Here is a 15,356-nt window from a genome sequence, read left to right as displayed (position 1 = left end):
TTATCCCTCGTTTTTTTCACTTTCTAAGTTTATAGGAATTTCTAACTCTAATATAAACGAAGAATTATCTTTTTCGTTGCTCCATTCGTTTGGAGGTACAATAATCTTCTTGATGGTAAAGTCCTCCCTTTTTTTATTAGCATGGATATTCGATCCGGAGCACTCATACTTATTCACCTGTGTTGTTGCTTGCTTTACCATAATGATCAACGGAAAAGCTAAATAACACTTTAAGCATAAATAATAGACAGGTAATAAGCATATAAGGCTGTATATTTGGTAGCATGGGTATCCAACCAAGACCAACCGATAGGAGCAAACCTGCAATAAATCGTTGTGAATGATTCCCGATCAAAGCATTCATGATAAATGCACCTACCATCGTATATGCCCAAATACCAATTGAATACCAAATAAGTATGTAAGAGTAACGCAACAAGTACGATATGAAAATGTACAGTGATGAATACGATTCGATTTGTTTTGCGTACTGCATAAAAGTTGCTGGTTGGAGCTGTAAAATTAGCTATGCATCCAACAAAAAATATCGAAAATCAATAATAATGCCAAGGTGCTGCGCCAAATCGGCAAGTTGTCTGTGAGCTCAGGGAACATCAAATATAAAGCAACGGTCAGCAATCCACCGAAAAGCAGGATAGTCAAAATAGACCCTATACTCTGCTTTTCGCCGAACACTCATGCAAAAATGAAGGAATCTTAATTTGCTTCATGTAAGCACACTCCTCCTATCAAAAGTTAATGTTTGCGAACAACACTTTGAACAATAAAGTTATGTATGAGATGTACTATTTCATTACAAAATTATTATAACTATATCAAATGGAATCTCAATAGATTTGTATCACTTTTATTGAATCACTCTATAACTTGAGATACACTACAAATGAGGTGAAGAATTTGAACGGATTCGAACGTCGAAAACAGAACAAAATTCAGCAGATATACAACTCCTCATTTGAATTGTTCTCCAAATATGGTTTTCAGAGGGTAAGCGTGAATGAAATTGCTCAAAATGCGAAGGTTTCTCCCGCTACCATTTATAACTACTTTGGAACAAAAGAACAGCTCTATGCCGACATGCTTATGAATTGGATGGACAAACAGTTGGAGCAATATGAGAAAATTCTAGATTCAGAATATCCCTTTTCAGAAAAGACGAAGGAAATTATAATTCTTGAAGCCAAAAATTTAAAAGTTTTATCGGATAACTTTCAAAAATCCCCATTCTCTGAGGTAGGGGGATTGATGCAAATGATCGAGGAGTATAACGAGCAGAAAGTCATGCAATTTTTTATAAAGTTTGTCGCGCTTGGAAAACAAGAAGGTTACATTCGTAGAGATCTTACAGAAGATGTGATCATGATGTACCTCACCATGTACAAAAATGAGCTGGGGCGGTATTGGGAAACAACGGATCAAGGGAGAATAATGAGGAGTATGGATCAGTTGATGGAACTGTTTTTTTATGGGTTGGTTGGTGAGAAACAGAAGTAGGGTGAAATCCGGAAAATCGTCTGTTTTCTTCCTTATGTAAGGGTGTGACATCTTATGTGCGAATCTGTACCACACCCCATTAGTTTATCCATAAAAAGATTCCAAACTATTTAGACATACATATCTTTAAAATACAAAGCAGCCTTTGAAATAGACTGGAAACAATCAATAAACTATGTAAAGAAAACACTGATTTTAAACAATTCATCATTCATGTAGAGAATGACTTATCCAACAATGAAATTATCACTTCACTTTATGATAAAATCTATGAGCCAGTTAAAAAACATCTATGATAAAAAATAGTTTATGTCTTGCTTAACTAGTTAAGAACCGACAAACTTTGCAAAAGAAACAAACAGTAACAGCTTTATACATGTTATCTACATCTAGGAGTGTGCATCCATGACGGAAACACAAAGGCTTATACAAGATTTTGTTCAATACTTACATACCCCAATTACTAGCAGTCGTGATCTCAAAACAGATCAAACTGCCTTTCAAGAACCTGCTATCGAAAATTTATTACGCTTCGCAGTAGAAAATCGAGATAAACTGGACGAGCTACTATCTAATATCGCCACTACCCTACCTTCTGAATTAGATGTTTATAAAAAAGGATTGGCTTGTCTCATAAGTGGTACACTCATTGAGTTCGGTGGAAATCCAAAAATAATCGCAGATACCATTGTAAAGCAATTGGAAAATCATCTAACCGCGGTAGAATCTTTTTTTTCACATGCAAAACAAGAAAGAATAGATACAGATAAACTCAGCTTGAAAGATGTCGATCTTCTCTTTGCCTGCGACGCTGACGCAGTCAAAAGTTGGATAACTGCCCCTTATGTTGTATTAGCGACGATGACTTCCATATGCCGTGTGAAAGAAGCAAGAATACAGCTACGACAAAACGGTCCATTCATCACTCAAGTAGTTCACTTGGAAGATGATATAGACAATCTCTATTACTTAAAACAAGTCATTTATAGTGTAGATGATTTCGAATTGATCGCGCTGCACCCTGAGAGTAAAACCGGACTTCGCTTACGGGCAGAAATGATCCAAAATAACTTCCACTTCTTCACTTTGCTGCAAGACCAATACGTAAATCAATTTGGATCACTTGCAGACTTTGCCCATCTGAAACGAAATGAAAAGGCTATTCAACTTGCAAAGGGGGTAAATATTTCAGGGTTGGATGAACAGATTCACGACCACGCACTTTTTGGGTTTTATGATTATGGGTCATTAGACGAGAAAGGAAATCTATTGCAAGCAGTTCCTCCTGCAAATTGGTTGTTTGGGGAAGGTACACTCTATCATGTTCCAAAATTAAATGGTGTTCCTATTGTTCTGTTAGGTAAAAATAGTTTAGGAGGTCGATCTTGGGATATTACTTTTTGCACACCTGTGCACGAAGCATTAAAACCTAAATTAGAAGTATTAGAAGTATTATCTATCGAGCAGGTTGAAGAACAGATCAAACAGATTCAATCACATATTGGTTAACAAATTTGCTTCCTTTACACTCTACAATACCATTTTAAATAGGGGTGATGGTTATCTTTACAGGGTACTGTTTTACAGAAGATGGCGAACGGGAACACCAAGTTGATTTGGAGGTAGAATCTGAAGTATTTCAGTATGCCAATATACACCGTTTGACCTATCCACGAGTAGTTATTATAGATAGACTTTCGGAAATAGTCGTCTTAGAAATCCGTGATGGTAAGATATTTTTCCCAGAGGAATGGCAAGGGAGAAAACCTTGGAAAATTAGCGATGAGAATAAGTAGAAAAAGTGAAGTCAGCTATGTCAAAGGCTGGTTTCACTTTTTTTCTCCTTATGAAAAGATAATATTTGTGAATTTAACAAACAATCCCATTCGAAAGTATGGAGAATTATCCCTTGACCACTCCCCACGCATAAATGCGGGGGATTCTTGGGACGGTAGTTTCAGACCACTTCATTACCAAACTAACCCCGTAAGCCCCACGGTTTAGATGTTCCATCAATCATATAAGCAGCTTGGTTATCGCCTGCTCATGGTGAGCATTACCATGCGAATAGGTGTTTGTATAGATCTTTTTTCAAAAAATGTCAGGCTTTTGAGAGGGGTAAAAAACAACCCCTCCCTTTCCTGACGTTCGCTTTCATCCCCATCGCTGAAGCTCGGGGTTTTCCCGCTCACAAATATATAATATTGTATGCTGGACTGATTATGATCGAGGTGGGCATTATGCAGTATTAGAAATCTCAGAAGTTTGGATGGACGATGTGATAACATTTTTTCAAGATATAGATAAAATGAAATAACTAAAAAAGGAGCGAATGTAACATCTCTCTCCTTTTTTATCTGATTTTTTTAAGAGTGGTAATCCATATAGATAGCCCATTTGCCCATAATGTTAACGCGGAAGCAAATCCGATAAATACAGAAGTTAAAATAATAGAAACGCCAGCTACTGTAGCACCCATAGGCAAGAAAAAAGTAATAATACCCAAAACACAAAGAATAGCTCCAGTCACATGGTGCGAATTCACTCTAAACAATCGCGCAAGAGGAAAGAAATGAACTCCGACAATGATAGCCATGATAGGAAAAAATAGTTCAAAGTGATTTGTTACGTTACAAATAACACTTGCAATTGCGATTGCAACACCCTCTAACCCAAAGATCAACATAAATTTTCGATTAACCATTTTCCAATGTGCACTGTCTTCTTGCGTAGAAGAATTGGTAAACTTCTTGGCTCTAGCGAATAGAGTTATCGATCCAAACAGTAGTACTAAAGTCACAATACCAGAGAAAACAAGGAACCATGGAGCGCCTAATCCATGAGAGCCTATCACTCCAATGGAAGCCCAAAGTGCCCCGAAAAATGTCATAAACATCACACCGTTTGCTGCACTCATTACTGCAGCTTTTGGTATTTCTACAGAATTATCCATCAATTAAATGTACTCCTTATTTGATATTGATTTATACCCTTATAAAATCATGCTTTCATTTATTTGTCTAGGAAAAGCATGCAAATTAAAACTATTACTATTACACTTTGAGCTATAGTAAAAAGCAAAATAGATATACTTTAATACTATTATGCTATAATACTTGCTATCTCCACCTATAACGACTTAGCTCCAACTAAGAGAGGAGAACAATTATGAAACCTTCTGATTTTCCTAGAGACATCCGTTTTCGTACCGCAGGCGATGCGTTTATAGAAAATGGTGTGGCTCATTTGCGTAACTATGCAGATATCAAACGAGTGATGTTAGATGAAGAAGCAAAGGAATTTACCCAAGATACGTCTTATTGGGCTCCACAAAATCAACGTATCCATATAAGTTGGTACTTTCTGTGGGCAACTGGTAAGAGAAAAGCTGATGGGTCAGTTGGTCGGCATGATTTATTGCGGAGTATCATTGAACCGTACTTTAGAACCAAACCCGTGAAAGAAATGGCTCTTCAAATAGAAAATGATTCCAAAGTTCTCATTCGTAAAATAATCGAAAAAGGAACTGGTCATTTTGATCTAGCGAATGAGTATGCATATCTCCTCTCCCTTCGAACTATCTGTTCGATGGTAGGACTTCCTTATGAACGAGAGAAATGGATGAGGGCACAACTTGAAATATTCACCCAAACTCCAGACCTAGAACAAGTAAAACGCGAACCACAAGAAGTAGAAGATTATTTTCGAGAAGTAATTCACTATCGACAAAAAAAACCAGGAAACGAAGCTATCGATATTCTTATTGAAGCTTGGCAAAATGAAAAAATTACCGAAATCGAATTAATGGGGTACATGTGGGGATTATTTCAAGCTGGCACGGATACAACTGGAACGAATATTATAAATGCTCTCAGTTTATTTGGTGAATTTGGATTACTTGATGAAGCTCGTGCAAATATCCATAATGAAGAATGGCTCCGTAGAGCTGGTGAAGAAGTTCTTCGTTTTGGGACACCATTTGCAGCAGGACCGTCCTTAGCCATTAAAGATGTGACCTTAGACAGTGGTTTGCACATACCCGCGATGACCATGGTTCGCCTATGGTTTAGTGCAGCTAACCGGGATGAATATATTAACGGTGGTAATCCAAATGCGACAAGTCCAGAAATATTTGATATTCATCGCTGGCCTAATCAACACATGACATTTGGACTTGGTATGCATTACTGTGTTGGCTCCCAGCTAGCAAAATTAGAAACAAAAATAGCTTTGCAAACACTTCTTCATTATTTACCTAATCTACAATTCGATCAAACCAAACCATTTGATCGCTTTGCAGGAATTGTGGATGGGGTAAAAGAAGCTCATTTTACATTTGATCAGCAAAAGGCAGAAAAATTACTTGATCAACTTTTGTAGCATCCTTCCATTTAAAAAGGAACTCCAGATCGGAGTTCCTTTTATGTGGAAAACAACTTAATGAAACATATCTACCAAACCTGGGCTGTGTTCGTTTGGCATGTCAGGTAAGTCAGGAACAGGAAATTCATTTGGCGGCTGGGTTACTGTGAATTCTCCACCATTTCTACTTGGCGATTTCCCTTGAAGAATTTCACCGATTCTTGTTGGATCCAAGCGAAAATTAAATTGTGTATTGTGGAAACCCATTTCTACAAACTTCCGACACTCTGGATATTTGTTAATATCATAGTTAGGCACAGGGAAAAGTTTAGCCCAATCCACGCCCAATGTTTCTAATGCTTTGGCAAATACATTTTGGTGAGCATTATCTCTTACGATCAAAAATCCTAATGTCTCCCGAAAAGTGGCATTTGAACTCATCTCATATATTCTCGTTTTTTGTAACACACCTGTCGACTCCAACACAACGTTGTTTAACATATCAGCAATCAAGTTTCCATGATTGTATACCCAAGACCCATTCCATGGATTGCCACCTGCATCAACTGGAAGCGAACTTTGAGCACCCATAATATAGTGGTGGGGATTAGCGTGCTTGATCGCTTCATCTAAAGGTGCTCGATCTACTCCTTGATCCCCAACACCAGCACCACCAGATTCATCTAATAAAGCATTTATGGTACTTTGAACAAGCTCTACATGAGCAATCTCTTCCAAAAATACTCCACGGAGTAGATCGCGAAATTGCTTCTCCTTCCCTCTAAAATTGGAACTCTGAAAAAAGTATTGCATCATCGTTCTCATCTCACCAAACTGTCCACCCAGTGTTTCTTGTAACACCTTGGCCGCGGCAGGATCTGGCTTATCTGGCTTGATTTCATTGATTAGACCTTCTTTGTAGTAATACACTTGCATATCTCCAATCGGAAGTTAAATTTATTCTTACCTATGATTCTCTACTTCTTTAACTTTATTCCTTTGAACTTACGCCACTAAATTCTTGGATTTAATGGACATAACGCCCATAATCCGGGACAGCAATCTGGTTAAACTCATTTGCCAGCTTTTGCAGCCCATCTGATAATGCTTGACCTGACATAGGAGATCCATGACCAGTAATCGCAACACTTGGATGTAAGTCTCGTAACTTCTTAACGGAATCAAATGCTGATTGCCAATCGGTAGTAAAATACCTTGGCGGACCACTGATTTCTTGATCTTGTGTCAGGACTTTAAAGAGCATATCTTGTCTGACTGTAATAAATGCATCACCTGCAATTAATGCTCGATCTTTCTCTCGAAAGAAAGAAACATGACCAGGTGTATGTCCAGGAGTATGAATCCATTTCCAATCTTTCATTTCTGGAACACTACCATCAGACGGAAGCTTTTCCACATGTGTACCTAAATGAATCGGTTCTTTTGGGAACAGATTCGAAATTTTAGCAATCAAACCACCTTCAACCGATGGATCTGGTTTTGGATAACTCTGTTTTCCGGTTAGGTAAGGTATTTCTAACTCATGAGCATATACGGGAACATTCCATTGTTTTACTAAATCTACTACAGCTCCCACATGATCAAAATGACCATGTGTCAGTACAATCGCTTTGGGATGACTTATAGACCCAAAACGTTCTTCGACAACTGCTAAAATCACATCGGTGGATTTGGGCATACCAGTATCAACCAAAACCCAGTCATCTTTATTGCCAACCATGCAAACATTCACGGCCTGAATGTTATAGGTATACAAGTCTGTTGTGATCTCTTGTCCTGTATGGGATGTAACAGATGTTATGGGGATGTACTTATAATCTTTGCCATTTTCCAAATCACCGCTCATACTCATGAAGACACCTCTTTAAAAGTCAATTTCCAACTTTAATTATTGTTTTCATTCTTTCTTTCATCTATGTAAAATTCGTTTGTTCTTGTATATAGCAACAACAAACAACCCATGTTTCTGGTACCATGGGTCGTTTGTTGCAATTAGGTCAGGATCACCAATCACTTATTGTGTCATCTCTATAAAATAAGATTAAACCCGACTGTATCATAAAAAAATCTTTGATACTTTGATGCTCCTGCATTTATATCTGACGGCAAATAGGATGTATCCCAATAAATTTTATTTCCCATAAATTTATCAACTAGATTCGTATCTTCAGCGGACATCTTTTGTTCTTTCAAATAATGGGAGTAACGATCCAACTTAGATTTTTGAAAGTAACGAATCGGAAAAGTATTTATGCTATTGTGCAAGTTAGATAAAGGAACGATTGTCAAGCAAGGAAAAAGTGCTTGTTCTAAGTAAGAAGCAGTTGCTCGGTGATGACCATCCAAAAGTGAGCTTACCAAACCATCACCAGAATAGAAAGCAATACCTGATAAGGATTCCCCACGTTGAATTTTTTCTCGGTAAAAATTTACTCGTTCGTGATGATGTAGCTTTGGAAGTTGTGAAGCTGACAGATAAGTAGGATATCCACTAAACGGTTCACACCCATAGTCACATTTCGGTATTGTCCAAAAGAACTTTGCTGGGTTCTTATGATCAGGATCTATGGGGGCGGTTGGGCAATGATAGAAAAACGACAAAAAAAAATAGTCCTGTTGGAAAGAGTTGAAGCAGTGGAGTTAGAAGGTCCAGTAACTGATCAAAAGGCAGGTCGACAGAAAGTTCATTTATCTCATCATCAAACATATCTGCTAGCTTATCTTTTCCATATCCAGAATGCATCATATAAGCATAAGTAGGATACCACTGATGCAGAAATAGTGGTTCACTGTCAATCATTAGGTAATTATGAAAATTGTAATGCTGAAATTGAACTTTGCCTAAACCGTTTGCATTATAAACGACTAACCCGTCGGTAGCCCAATTGCGCTTTTTTTTGTTATTTGGTCCATCACCAATAGTTGTTTCATTTCCCTCCGCCATCTCCTTTACATTCTTTTCTACTTTCTCCAAAAATTAAGAATAACAATAATTAGATAAATAATAAAACACGTTTATTTGGCTTCGATCATGACAAATAGGAAAACCATTGTTTTTTCTCCTGCATAGGATAGCTAAAGTAGCTTCAGAGGAGGAGACAAAATGGGAAGTCGGGTTAACCAAACACTGATAAACAATTCCCTTTTTTTACTTGCTTGTTGTGGACAAACGAGAAATTTAGACAATCGGCTTCGTTTTGTAGTACCGAAAAATTTAGGATATCGTTTGGTACATGTTTTTTGTCTTCCTAGAAAATATGGACGTGAGGCTTTTGGGTATTTGATGGAGAACAAAGATAATCTTATCCTCGCTTTTAAAGGGACAAGTATTCGGGTTTTTGACCTATCTATCGATCTCAATCTCTATCAAACTAGATATCCCTATATATATGGGGCCGGAAAGACACATGAAGGATTTACGTACTTGTATGGATATTTACGAGAATCTATCATTGCCACGTGTTGTGGCTTAGCAAAAAAACGTAAACGCAGACTATATATTACTGGATATAGTCTAGGAGGGGCAATCGCAACATTGGCAGCAGTCGACATCGCAAAACACACTCCTTTTCGTCATCCAAAAGTGTATACTTTTGGTGCTCCTCGAGTTGGCAATCCAACGTTTGCATATGCATATAATTCCAATATCAAAGAGAGTATCCGGATTGTAAATGTACATGATTATATTCCATTAGAGCCACAAGCAAACATCAAACCTCCGTTTACAAAAAAAGGATTGACATATCAGCATGTGAAAGGATATTTCCCGATTTCTTTTCAATGTAAAAAAGGGAACATACCACTTGAGTTCCCTTTGTTAAAAAATCACCAATTGGATATGTATTTCTCTGCACTAGCCAGGTGTTCACCTAGGTATGCAGAGCAGCTCTGTTGTGAAAATCCTCGATTTTGTCCCCCTATACGTCGGGACTTGCGAGTAAATCAATATTATAACATTGCGAGCGAGAAAACCCACTGTAGGGGTAGTGGGATGAAAGCAAGCTGGTAGGATAATTTTTGGATATACTTGACAAGTAGCAAACATACGATCTTTAATGTTCGGAAAATTCCAGCAAGAAGGTGATCCTATGCATAAAGCATTTTCCTACCGTCTTCGACCGACAAAAGCACAAGCAATACTCATTCACAAATCCATCGGTTGTAGTCGTTTTGTGTTTAACTATTTTCTTGGTGAATGGAACAGAGTGTATCAAGAAACGGGGAAAGGGCTGAGCTATACCACCTGCTCCCGTGCCTTGACCGGAAAAAAGCGGGAGTTAACGTGGTTGAAAGAAGTGGATTCCACTTCTCTGCAAAACACCCTCCAACACCTTGCTGATGCTTTTCAGCGCTTTTTCCGAAAACAAAGCGATGCTCCCCGTTTCAAAAGTAGAAAAAATCGGCTGCAAACGTATACAAGCCAGTGTAACTATTCCAAAAATAGCAGACCGACCATCGAAATAGAGGGGAACAAAATCAAATTGCCAAAATTAGGCTGGGTAAAGTCTGTCCCATCGCGAGCAATAAGTGGTCGTATTTTGTCCGCCACCATTCGCCGTACCCGGGCGGGAAAATACAAAATCTCCATCCTTTGTGAAGCATGCTTTTTGCGATCCATCCCAGCGAGAAAGGAAGCTGTTGGCATCGATTTAGGGCTGAAAGACTTTGCCATTTTCGATGATGGAACGAATTGGAGTCCGAACCGATTTTTTCGCCACTATGAACAAAAGCTGGCAAAACTGCAACAAACGATGGCACGAAGAAAACAAGATGGCTTCAATTGGAAGAAAACCCGCATCCAAGTTGCTCGGATTCATGAAAAAATCACCCATGCCCGCCACGATTTTTTACATAAACGATCGACGAAACTGGTGGACGAAAACCAAGTCATCCATATCGAAAGTTTGCAAGTGAAGAACATGGTGAAAAATCAAAAGCTGGCGAAATCGATCACCGATGCTTCGTGGTCGGAGTTTGTTTCCGTGTTGGAATACAAAGCAAAAGAGTATGGAAGGAGATTGGTGAAAGTAGGAAAATCCTTTCCAGTCAGCTTTGTTCAAGTTGTGGTCATCGAAACCAAGAAGTAAAGCAGCTACAGTTGCGAGCATGGACTTGTCCGAATTGCAACGAGCACCATGACCGAAATATCAATGCTGCAAAGAACATTTTGCAAGAAGATAGAAGATTACTTGCCGTGGGGCTCACGGTTTAAGCTTGGTAAACTTCCTTGGAGTACCGAGGATTACCCAAGAATCCCACGGCTTTAGCCGTGTGGAGTTGTCAAATGGAGACTTTGGAATCTGCGCCGAGTCCAAAATAACGGTGAAGACTGTTTGCGGCTTCGATCGCTTTATCTCGATCAATCACACAAGATAATTTAATCTCGGACGTAGATACCATTTTAACAGGAATATTTGCTTCACTAAGACATGCAAACATGTTCGCTGCTACCCCAGGGCGGGTCATCATACCAACACCTACAGCAGAAACCTTTGCTAGCCCACCTTCAAACAACATTTCTTGAAAACCAAGTACTGACTGCTTTTCACGTAACACTTTTTGTACTGCTTGTCCTTCTGCTTCTGAAATACTAAATGCGACACTAATTTGATCGGATTGATGCTCACTTTGCACAATAATATCTACGTTTATATGAGCATCGGCAAGTGTTGTAAATAATTTAGCTAAGATATCGGATTGATTTGGCAGACCAAGTAGTTTTACTCTTGCTACATCCATATCGTGGGCAATACCTCTTACTTGCAAAGTTTCTTCCATCTCATCTTTCTCCTTTATCCATGTCCCCGGTTCTCTTTCAAAACTGGAACGAACAACTAGTTTTACTTTGTGTGTGAGAGCACACTCCACTGAACGGGGATGTAATACTCCTGCACCTAAACGTGCTAGCTCTAGCATTTCCTCATAAGAAATCTCATCTATTTTTTGTGCTTGATCGATAAACCTTGGATCGGCGGTATAGACACCTGTAACATCAGTATAGATCTCACAGTATTCCGCATCTAAAGCAGCAGCTAGTGTTACAGCAGTGGTGTCTGATCCACCTCTTCCTAAAGTTGTAATCTCACCTGCATCTGTTACGCCTTGAAATCCAGCAACAACCGCTACTTCCCCTTTTTCTAAGGAATCGAATAATTTTTCTGTTTTCACTTGATGCACAGCAGCTTTCCCATGTACTTCATCTGTTACAATTCCTGCTTGCCATCCAGTAAATGAGCGTGCTTCTAGATCCAGTTTATGAAGTGCAACGCTCAATAGCGCAATACTGATTTGTTCTCCAGTTGTTAGTAACATATCAAGTTCTCGTGGCGAAGGTTGGTGGTTTAGCTCTTTGACTAAGTTCACTAAGTGATCTGTAGTTTTACCCATTGCGGAAAGTACCACTACACATTTGTATCCTGCTTTTACTTTCTCTTCTACTCTCTTGGCGACTTCTTGAATTCTCTCTGTACTTCCTACAGAAGTTCCACCAAACTTCATTACGATAATATTCAACAGTATGTCTCTCCCTTTTTTTGCAAAATAAAAAGACCACAGCAGAGAGAAACACAAGCTGTCGTCTAAAAGCGACTTCTCTCTGTGAGATAGTACTCCACAAGCTAAGCTTGTGACAGTGTCGCATCTATTTGACAACGACCCCAGTCAATCATTCGTATGGGCGAATGACTGGCTTCGGCGATGAAAGCCTTTCCCCATCTATCACAGGACCCCAATCCTCCTGATGAGTACTTTTCTTTACCGCAACCTCTACTACACAGGTAAATGTGAAATTTTACTTATTCTAGCATATTTATTACTAGAATGACAATCTCTTTTTCAAACAGTAATCCCTATAATCATCAACAAATATTTTGCATTTCATATATATATTAACATACACCGACCAAAATAACCTTTTCTTCTTTTAAAAAAATTAGGTACTGTCACTGTTTTTCATAACATATCGACAACGATGATCGCCATCCGACATACAAGCTGTACGTTCAATAGAGTTAGCACCCAACAACTCTTTAAACAATGACAATTCGCAGTCGCAAGCTTTTTTGTATTTGTTTGCAACCTGAAAGATAGGGCAATTGTATTCAATGAACTCGATTTCTTGATCGTTCATTTCTTTGGTTTCTACCATATACCCATTGTTAATCTGAATGTCCTGTAGTTCCTTTACTCGCTCTTGAAAGGTCTCTTTTTCTTTTATTCTTTTCCCATATTTTTGGCGTAAACGCTCTTCTCGTCTTTCAAATAATAGATCTACCTTTTCTCTGCCATCTAAGGCCTCCAGATCTTCCAACATTTCCACTGTCATCGTGTCATATTTTTTTGGAAATAAATCTTTCCCTTTCTCTGTTAACTGATAGAGCGTAACCGGTCTACCCATTGCTTGTTTCACCTGATTAGCCGAGATAAGGTTGTCTTTCTCTAATTTATTTAAATGTTTTCGAACTGCCATATGTGTAATCTGTAATTCATCACATAAAGCATTTACACAAACTTGATCATGTTTTTTTAAATACTCTAGTAGCTGTTTTGTGGTTGGATTCATCTGTAACATCTCATCACCCGCTTCCTTCGCAAAATAACCTATATAGTTTTTATACCATATAGTATAAAATATATACAGTCCCAATTTATTTCAGAAAAATTTATCTGCATCAACATACCATACAAACTAATTTATGACCAACGAACTCCCAAAAAATTTTTTTCAAAAGCTATTGCCTTTTCAAATACTTTAGTGTTAAATATCCATATACAACTTTTTATACTTTATAGTTTAAAAAGTATAATATAAAAGGAGCGATTTTCAATGACTTTTACACTACCAGCTTTACCCTTTTCACCTGATGCTCTAGAACCTTATATTGATAAAGAAACGATGCAAATTCATCATGGAAGACATCATCAAACATATGTAGATAAACTAAATGAAGCGATTGCAAACCATACAGAACTAGCTGATGCTTCCTTGGAATATTTGTTGCAAAACTTAGAAACTCTTCCAAGTTCTATCCAAACACCCGTACGAAACAATGGCGGTGGTCATTACAACCATTCATTGTTTTGGGAAATTCTAACCCCTGGTGGTTCCAATCAACCAATCGGCGAAGTAGCAAATGCAATAGATGCTCAGTTTGCTAATTTCGAAGGTTTTCAAAATGAATTTACCAAAGCTGCTCTTGCTCGATTTGGTTCTGGATGGGTTTGGTTGGTAACTGACAGGGATCATCTGGAGATCGTACATACACCCAATCAAGACAATCCACTGATGGCTGGAAAACAAGTAATACTAGGTTTAGATGTATGGGAACATGCCTACTATCTTCGTTATCAAAACAAAAGACCAGATTATGCAGCTGCATTTTTCCAAGTCATTAACTGGGATATAGTAAACGAAAAGTTCAAAAAATTGCAAGGATAATATCTCGTAAAAGGTGGTTAGTCAAATGATTCTCGAAACGCTAAAACGTGAATTACTTTCCCTAGAAGGAGTAAGTGTTCATACACATCGCTTTGGAGGGACTGAATTTCGATATCAATCGAAAGAACTGGGACATATTCATGGAGAGAAACTAGCTGATCTACCTTTTCCGAAAAAAACCCGAGATGAACTAGTTGCAGCAGAAGTCGTGAAACCGCATCACGTACTCCCAGACTCTGGTTGGGTCAGTTTTTACATCAAAGGCGAAGAAGACATTCCTCAACTACTGACACTATTTCAGATGCAATATGAGAGATGGAAAAATAAACTGCAATAAAATAAAAAACATCTTTTGGAGGAAATCATCATGTCAAAAGTTCTGTTTATAAAAGCAAATAATCGCCCAAGCGAACAATCCACCACTGTAAAACTGTATGAAGCTTTTTTACAGAGTTATCGAGAGAATCATTTGGATGAAGAAATAATCGAATTGGATTTGTTTCAAGACCACTTACCTTACATGGACAATGTGATGATAACAGGTATTTTCAAATCCAGCCAAGGTCATGAACTAACACCAGAAGAACAGACAGTTGTAGAGACAGCTGACAAATATTTAAACCAATTTTTAGAAGCTGACAAAGTCGTCTTTGCTTTCCCTTTGTGGAATCAAACCTTCCCAGGTGTTTTGCACACTTATTTTGATTATCTTAACCGTGTTGGAAAAACATTCCGATATACACCTCAAGGTCCTATTGGATTAGTCCCAGATAAAAAAGTAGCGATTTTAAACGCTAGAGGCGGCGACTACTCTGGGGAACGAAACTCAAAAGAAATGGGAGTTAATTTGGCGCTTGTGAATTTGGCTCTCTTTGGAGTTACAGATATCACTACAGTCATTATCGAAGGACATAATCAATACCCAGATCGACGTGAGGAAATCATCCAAAATGGTATTGAACAAGCAGTAAACGCAGCAAAAAATTTCTAAACAGACACAAAGCAGGTTCGCTTTATGCAA

The 15,356-nt window shown here is 38.2% G+C and carries 15 protein-coding genes, 2 pseudogenes and 1 riboswitch; of the genes and pseudogenes, 9 read left to right on the top strand and 8 right to left on the bottom strand.

Features of this window, described 5'->3' with window-relative positions:
* Positions 1 to 169: 169 nt before the first annotated feature.
* Positions 170 to 731: pseudogene (locus GSM42_RS17460) on the bottom strand (hypothetical protein).
* A gap of 187 nt (positions 732 to 918) precedes the next feature.
* Here GSM42_RS17460 and GSM42_RS17455 point away from each other — a divergent pair.
* From GSM42_RS17455 to GSM42_RS17445, 3 genes are all read left to right on the top strand, one after another.
* Positions 919 to 1,515 (top strand): TetR/AcrR family transcriptional regulator, encoded by a 597-nt coding sequence (locus tag GSM42_RS17455; protein ID WP_160802822.1) that lies wholly within the window; start codon positions 919 to 921, stop codon positions 1,513 to 1,515.
* A 405-nt stretch (positions 1,516 to 1,920) separates the two neighbouring features.
* On the top strand, positions 1,921 to 3,024 hold the full coding sequence (locus GSM42_RS17450) for a hypothetical protein (RefSeq protein ID WP_160802821.1): 1,104 nt from the start codon (positions 1,921 to 1,923) through the stop codon (positions 3,022 to 3,024).
* 47 nt (positions 3,025 to 3,071) lie between these two features.
* Complete coding sequence (locus tag GSM42_RS17445) at positions 3,072 to 3,311, top strand: hypothetical protein (protein ID WP_160802820.1); 240 nt, start codon at positions 3,072 to 3,074, stop codon at positions 3,309 to 3,311.
* Positions 3,312 to 3,868: 557 nt separating this feature from the next.
* Here GSM42_RS17445 and GSM42_RS17440 read toward each other — a convergent pair.
* The gene (locus tag GSM42_RS17440; protein WP_160802819.1) at positions 3,869 to 4,468 is read right to left on the bottom strand and encodes a hypothetical protein; all 600 of its coding nucleotides are present in this window, start codon (positions 4,466 to 4,468) and stop codon (positions 3,869 to 3,871) included.
* A gap of 215 nt (positions 4,469 to 4,683) precedes the next feature.
* On the opposite strand from GSM42_RS17440, the gene GSM42_RS17435 reads away from it, so the two are divergent.
* Complete coding sequence (locus GSM42_RS17435; protein WP_160802818.1) at positions 4,684 to 5,895, top strand: cytochrome P450; 1,212 nt, start codon at positions 4,684 to 4,686, stop codon at positions 5,893 to 5,895.
* 57 nt (positions 5,896 to 5,952) lie between these two features.
* On the opposite strand, the gene GSM42_RS17430 is transcribed toward GSM42_RS17435, so the two are convergent.
* From GSM42_RS17430 to GSM42_RS17415, 4 genes are all read right to left on the bottom strand, one after another.
* Entirely contained in the window at positions 5,953 to 6,807 is an 855-nt protein-coding gene (locus tag GSM42_RS17430; RefSeq protein WP_160802817.1) for a manganese catalase family protein, read from the bottom strand.
* Positions 6,808 to 6,904: 97 nt separating this feature from the next.
* The gene (locus GSM42_RS17425) at positions 6,905 to 7,744 is read right to left on the bottom strand and encodes an MBL fold metallo-hydrolase (protein ID WP_160802828.1); all 840 of its coding nucleotides are present in this window, start codon (positions 7,742 to 7,744) and stop codon (positions 6,905 to 6,907) included.
* Positions 7,745 to 7,926: 182 nt separating this feature from the next.
* Entirely contained in the window at positions 7,927 to 8,499 is a 573-nt protein-coding gene (locus tag GSM42_RS17420; RefSeq protein ID WP_160802816.1) for a hypothetical protein, read from the bottom strand.
* Positions 8,456 to 8,842, bottom strand: a complete 387-nt coding sequence (locus tag GSM42_RS17415) for a hypothetical protein (RefSeq protein ID WP_160802815.1) — start codon at positions 8,840 to 8,842, stop codon at positions 8,456 to 8,458. The genes GSM42_RS17420 and GSM42_RS17415 overlap by 44 nt, the downstream gene beginning before the upstream one ends.
* Positions 8,843 to 9,001: 159 nt before the next feature.
* On the opposite strand from GSM42_RS17415, the gene GSM42_RS17410 reads away from it, so the two are divergent.
* Together GSM42_RS17410 and tnpB are read left to right on the top strand one after the other, a co-directional pair.
* Positions 9,002 to 9,907, top strand: a complete 906-nt coding sequence (locus GSM42_RS17410; RefSeq protein WP_160802814.1) for a lipase family protein — start codon at positions 9,002 to 9,004, stop codon at positions 9,905 to 9,907.
* 79 nt (positions 9,908 to 9,986) lie between these two features.
* Positions 9,987 to 11,110: pseudogene (gene tnpB / locus GSM42_RS17405) on the top strand (IS200/IS605 family element RNA-guided endonuclease TnpB).
* A 68-nt stretch (positions 11,111 to 11,178) separates the two neighbouring features.
* Here the strand turns inward: tnpB and GSM42_RS17400 are convergent.
* Positions 11,179 to 12,411 (bottom strand): aspartate kinase, encoded by a 1,233-nt coding sequence (locus GSM42_RS17400; RefSeq protein WP_160802813.1) that lies wholly within the window; start codon positions 12,409 to 12,411, stop codon positions 11,179 to 11,181.
* Positions 12,412 to 12,493: 82 nt separating this feature from the next.
* A riboswitch (Lysine riboswitch) is annotated at positions 12,494 to 12,674 on the bottom strand.
* 155 nt (positions 12,675 to 12,829) lie between these two features.
* Positions 12,830 to 13,459, bottom strand: coding sequence for a helix-turn-helix transcriptional regulator (locus tag GSM42_RS17395; RefSeq protein ID WP_160802812.1), 630 nt, complete (start codon positions 13,457 to 13,459; stop codon positions 12,830 to 12,832).
* A gap of 264 nt (positions 13,460 to 13,723) precedes the next feature.
* Between GSM42_RS17395 and GSM42_RS17390 the strand changes: the two genes are divergently transcribed.
* The 3 genes from GSM42_RS17390 to GSM42_RS17380 are packed head-to-tail and all read left to right on the top strand — an operon-like array spanning position 13,724 to position 15,326.
* A complete protein-coding gene (locus tag GSM42_RS17390) occupies positions 13,724 to 14,335 on the top strand; it encodes a superoxide dismutase (protein WP_160802811.1) in 612 nt (203 codons plus the stop codon).
* Between the two features lie 25 nt (positions 14,336 to 14,360).
* Positions 14,361 to 14,672 carry a luciferase domain-containing protein gene (locus GSM42_RS17385; protein ID WP_160802810.1) on the top strand — a complete coding sequence of 104 codons (312 nt, stop codon included), beginning with the start codon at positions 14,361 to 14,363 and terminating at the stop codon, positions 14,670 to 14,672.
* Between the two features lie 30 nt (positions 14,673 to 14,702).
* Positions 14,703 to 15,326: an FMN-dependent NADH-azoreductase gene (locus tag GSM42_RS17380; protein ID WP_160802809.1), complete on the top strand. Its 624-nt coding sequence runs from the start codon at positions 14,703 to 14,705 to the stop codon at positions 15,324 to 15,326.
* Positions 15,327 to 15,356 lie beyond the last annotated feature (30 nt).

It is taken from the genome of Shimazuella alba, from assembly GCF_009831235.1.
GTDB classification, from domain to species: domain Bacteria; phylum Bacillota; class Bacilli; order Thermoactinomycetales; family Thermoactinomycetaceae; genus Shimazuella; species Shimazuella alba.
This window is presented reverse-complemented; position numbering and strand designations above follow the sequence as displayed.

Coding starts and splice junctions, on each gene's coding strand:
- GSM42_RS17440 (WP_160802819.1), bottom strand. CDS start 4,468: ATGGATAATTCTGTAGAAATACCAAAAGCTGCAGTAATGAGTGCAGCA.
- GSM42_RS17410 (WP_160802814.1), top strand. CDS start 9,002: ATGGGAAGTCGGGTTAACCAAACACTGATAAACAATTCCCTTTTTTTA.
- GSM42_RS17390 (WP_160802811.1), top strand. CDS start 13,724: ATGACTTTTACACTACCAGCTTTACCCTTTTCACCTGATGCTCTAGAA.
- GSM42_RS17415 (WP_160802815.1), bottom strand. CDS start 8,842: ATGGCGGAGGGAAATGAAACAACTATTGGTGATGGACCAAATAACAAA.
- GSM42_RS17450 (WP_160802821.1), top strand. CDS start 1,921: ATGACGGAAACACAAAGGCTTATACAAGATTTTGTTCAATACTTACAT.
- GSM42_RS17395 (WP_160802812.1), bottom strand. CDS start 13,459: ATGAATCCAACCACAAAACAGCTACTAGAGTATTTAAAAAAACATGAT.
- GSM42_RS17425 (WP_160802828.1), bottom strand. CDS start 7,744: ATGAGCGGTGATTTGGAAAATGGCAAAGATTATAAGTACATCCCCATA.
- GSM42_RS17435 (WP_160802818.1), top strand. CDS start 4,684: ATGAAACCTTCTGATTTTCCTAGAGACATCCGTTTTCGTACCGCAGGC.
- GSM42_RS17385 (WP_160802810.1), top strand. CDS start 14,361: ATGATTCTCGAAACGCTAAAACGTGAATTACTTTCCCTAGAAGGAGTA.
- GSM42_RS17445 (WP_160802820.1), top strand. CDS start 3,072: ATGGTTATCTTTACAGGGTACTGTTTTACAGAAGATGGCGAACGGGAA.
- GSM42_RS17380 (WP_160802809.1), top strand. CDS start 14,703: ATGTCAAAAGTTCTGTTTATAAAAGCAAATAATCGCCCAAGCGAACAA.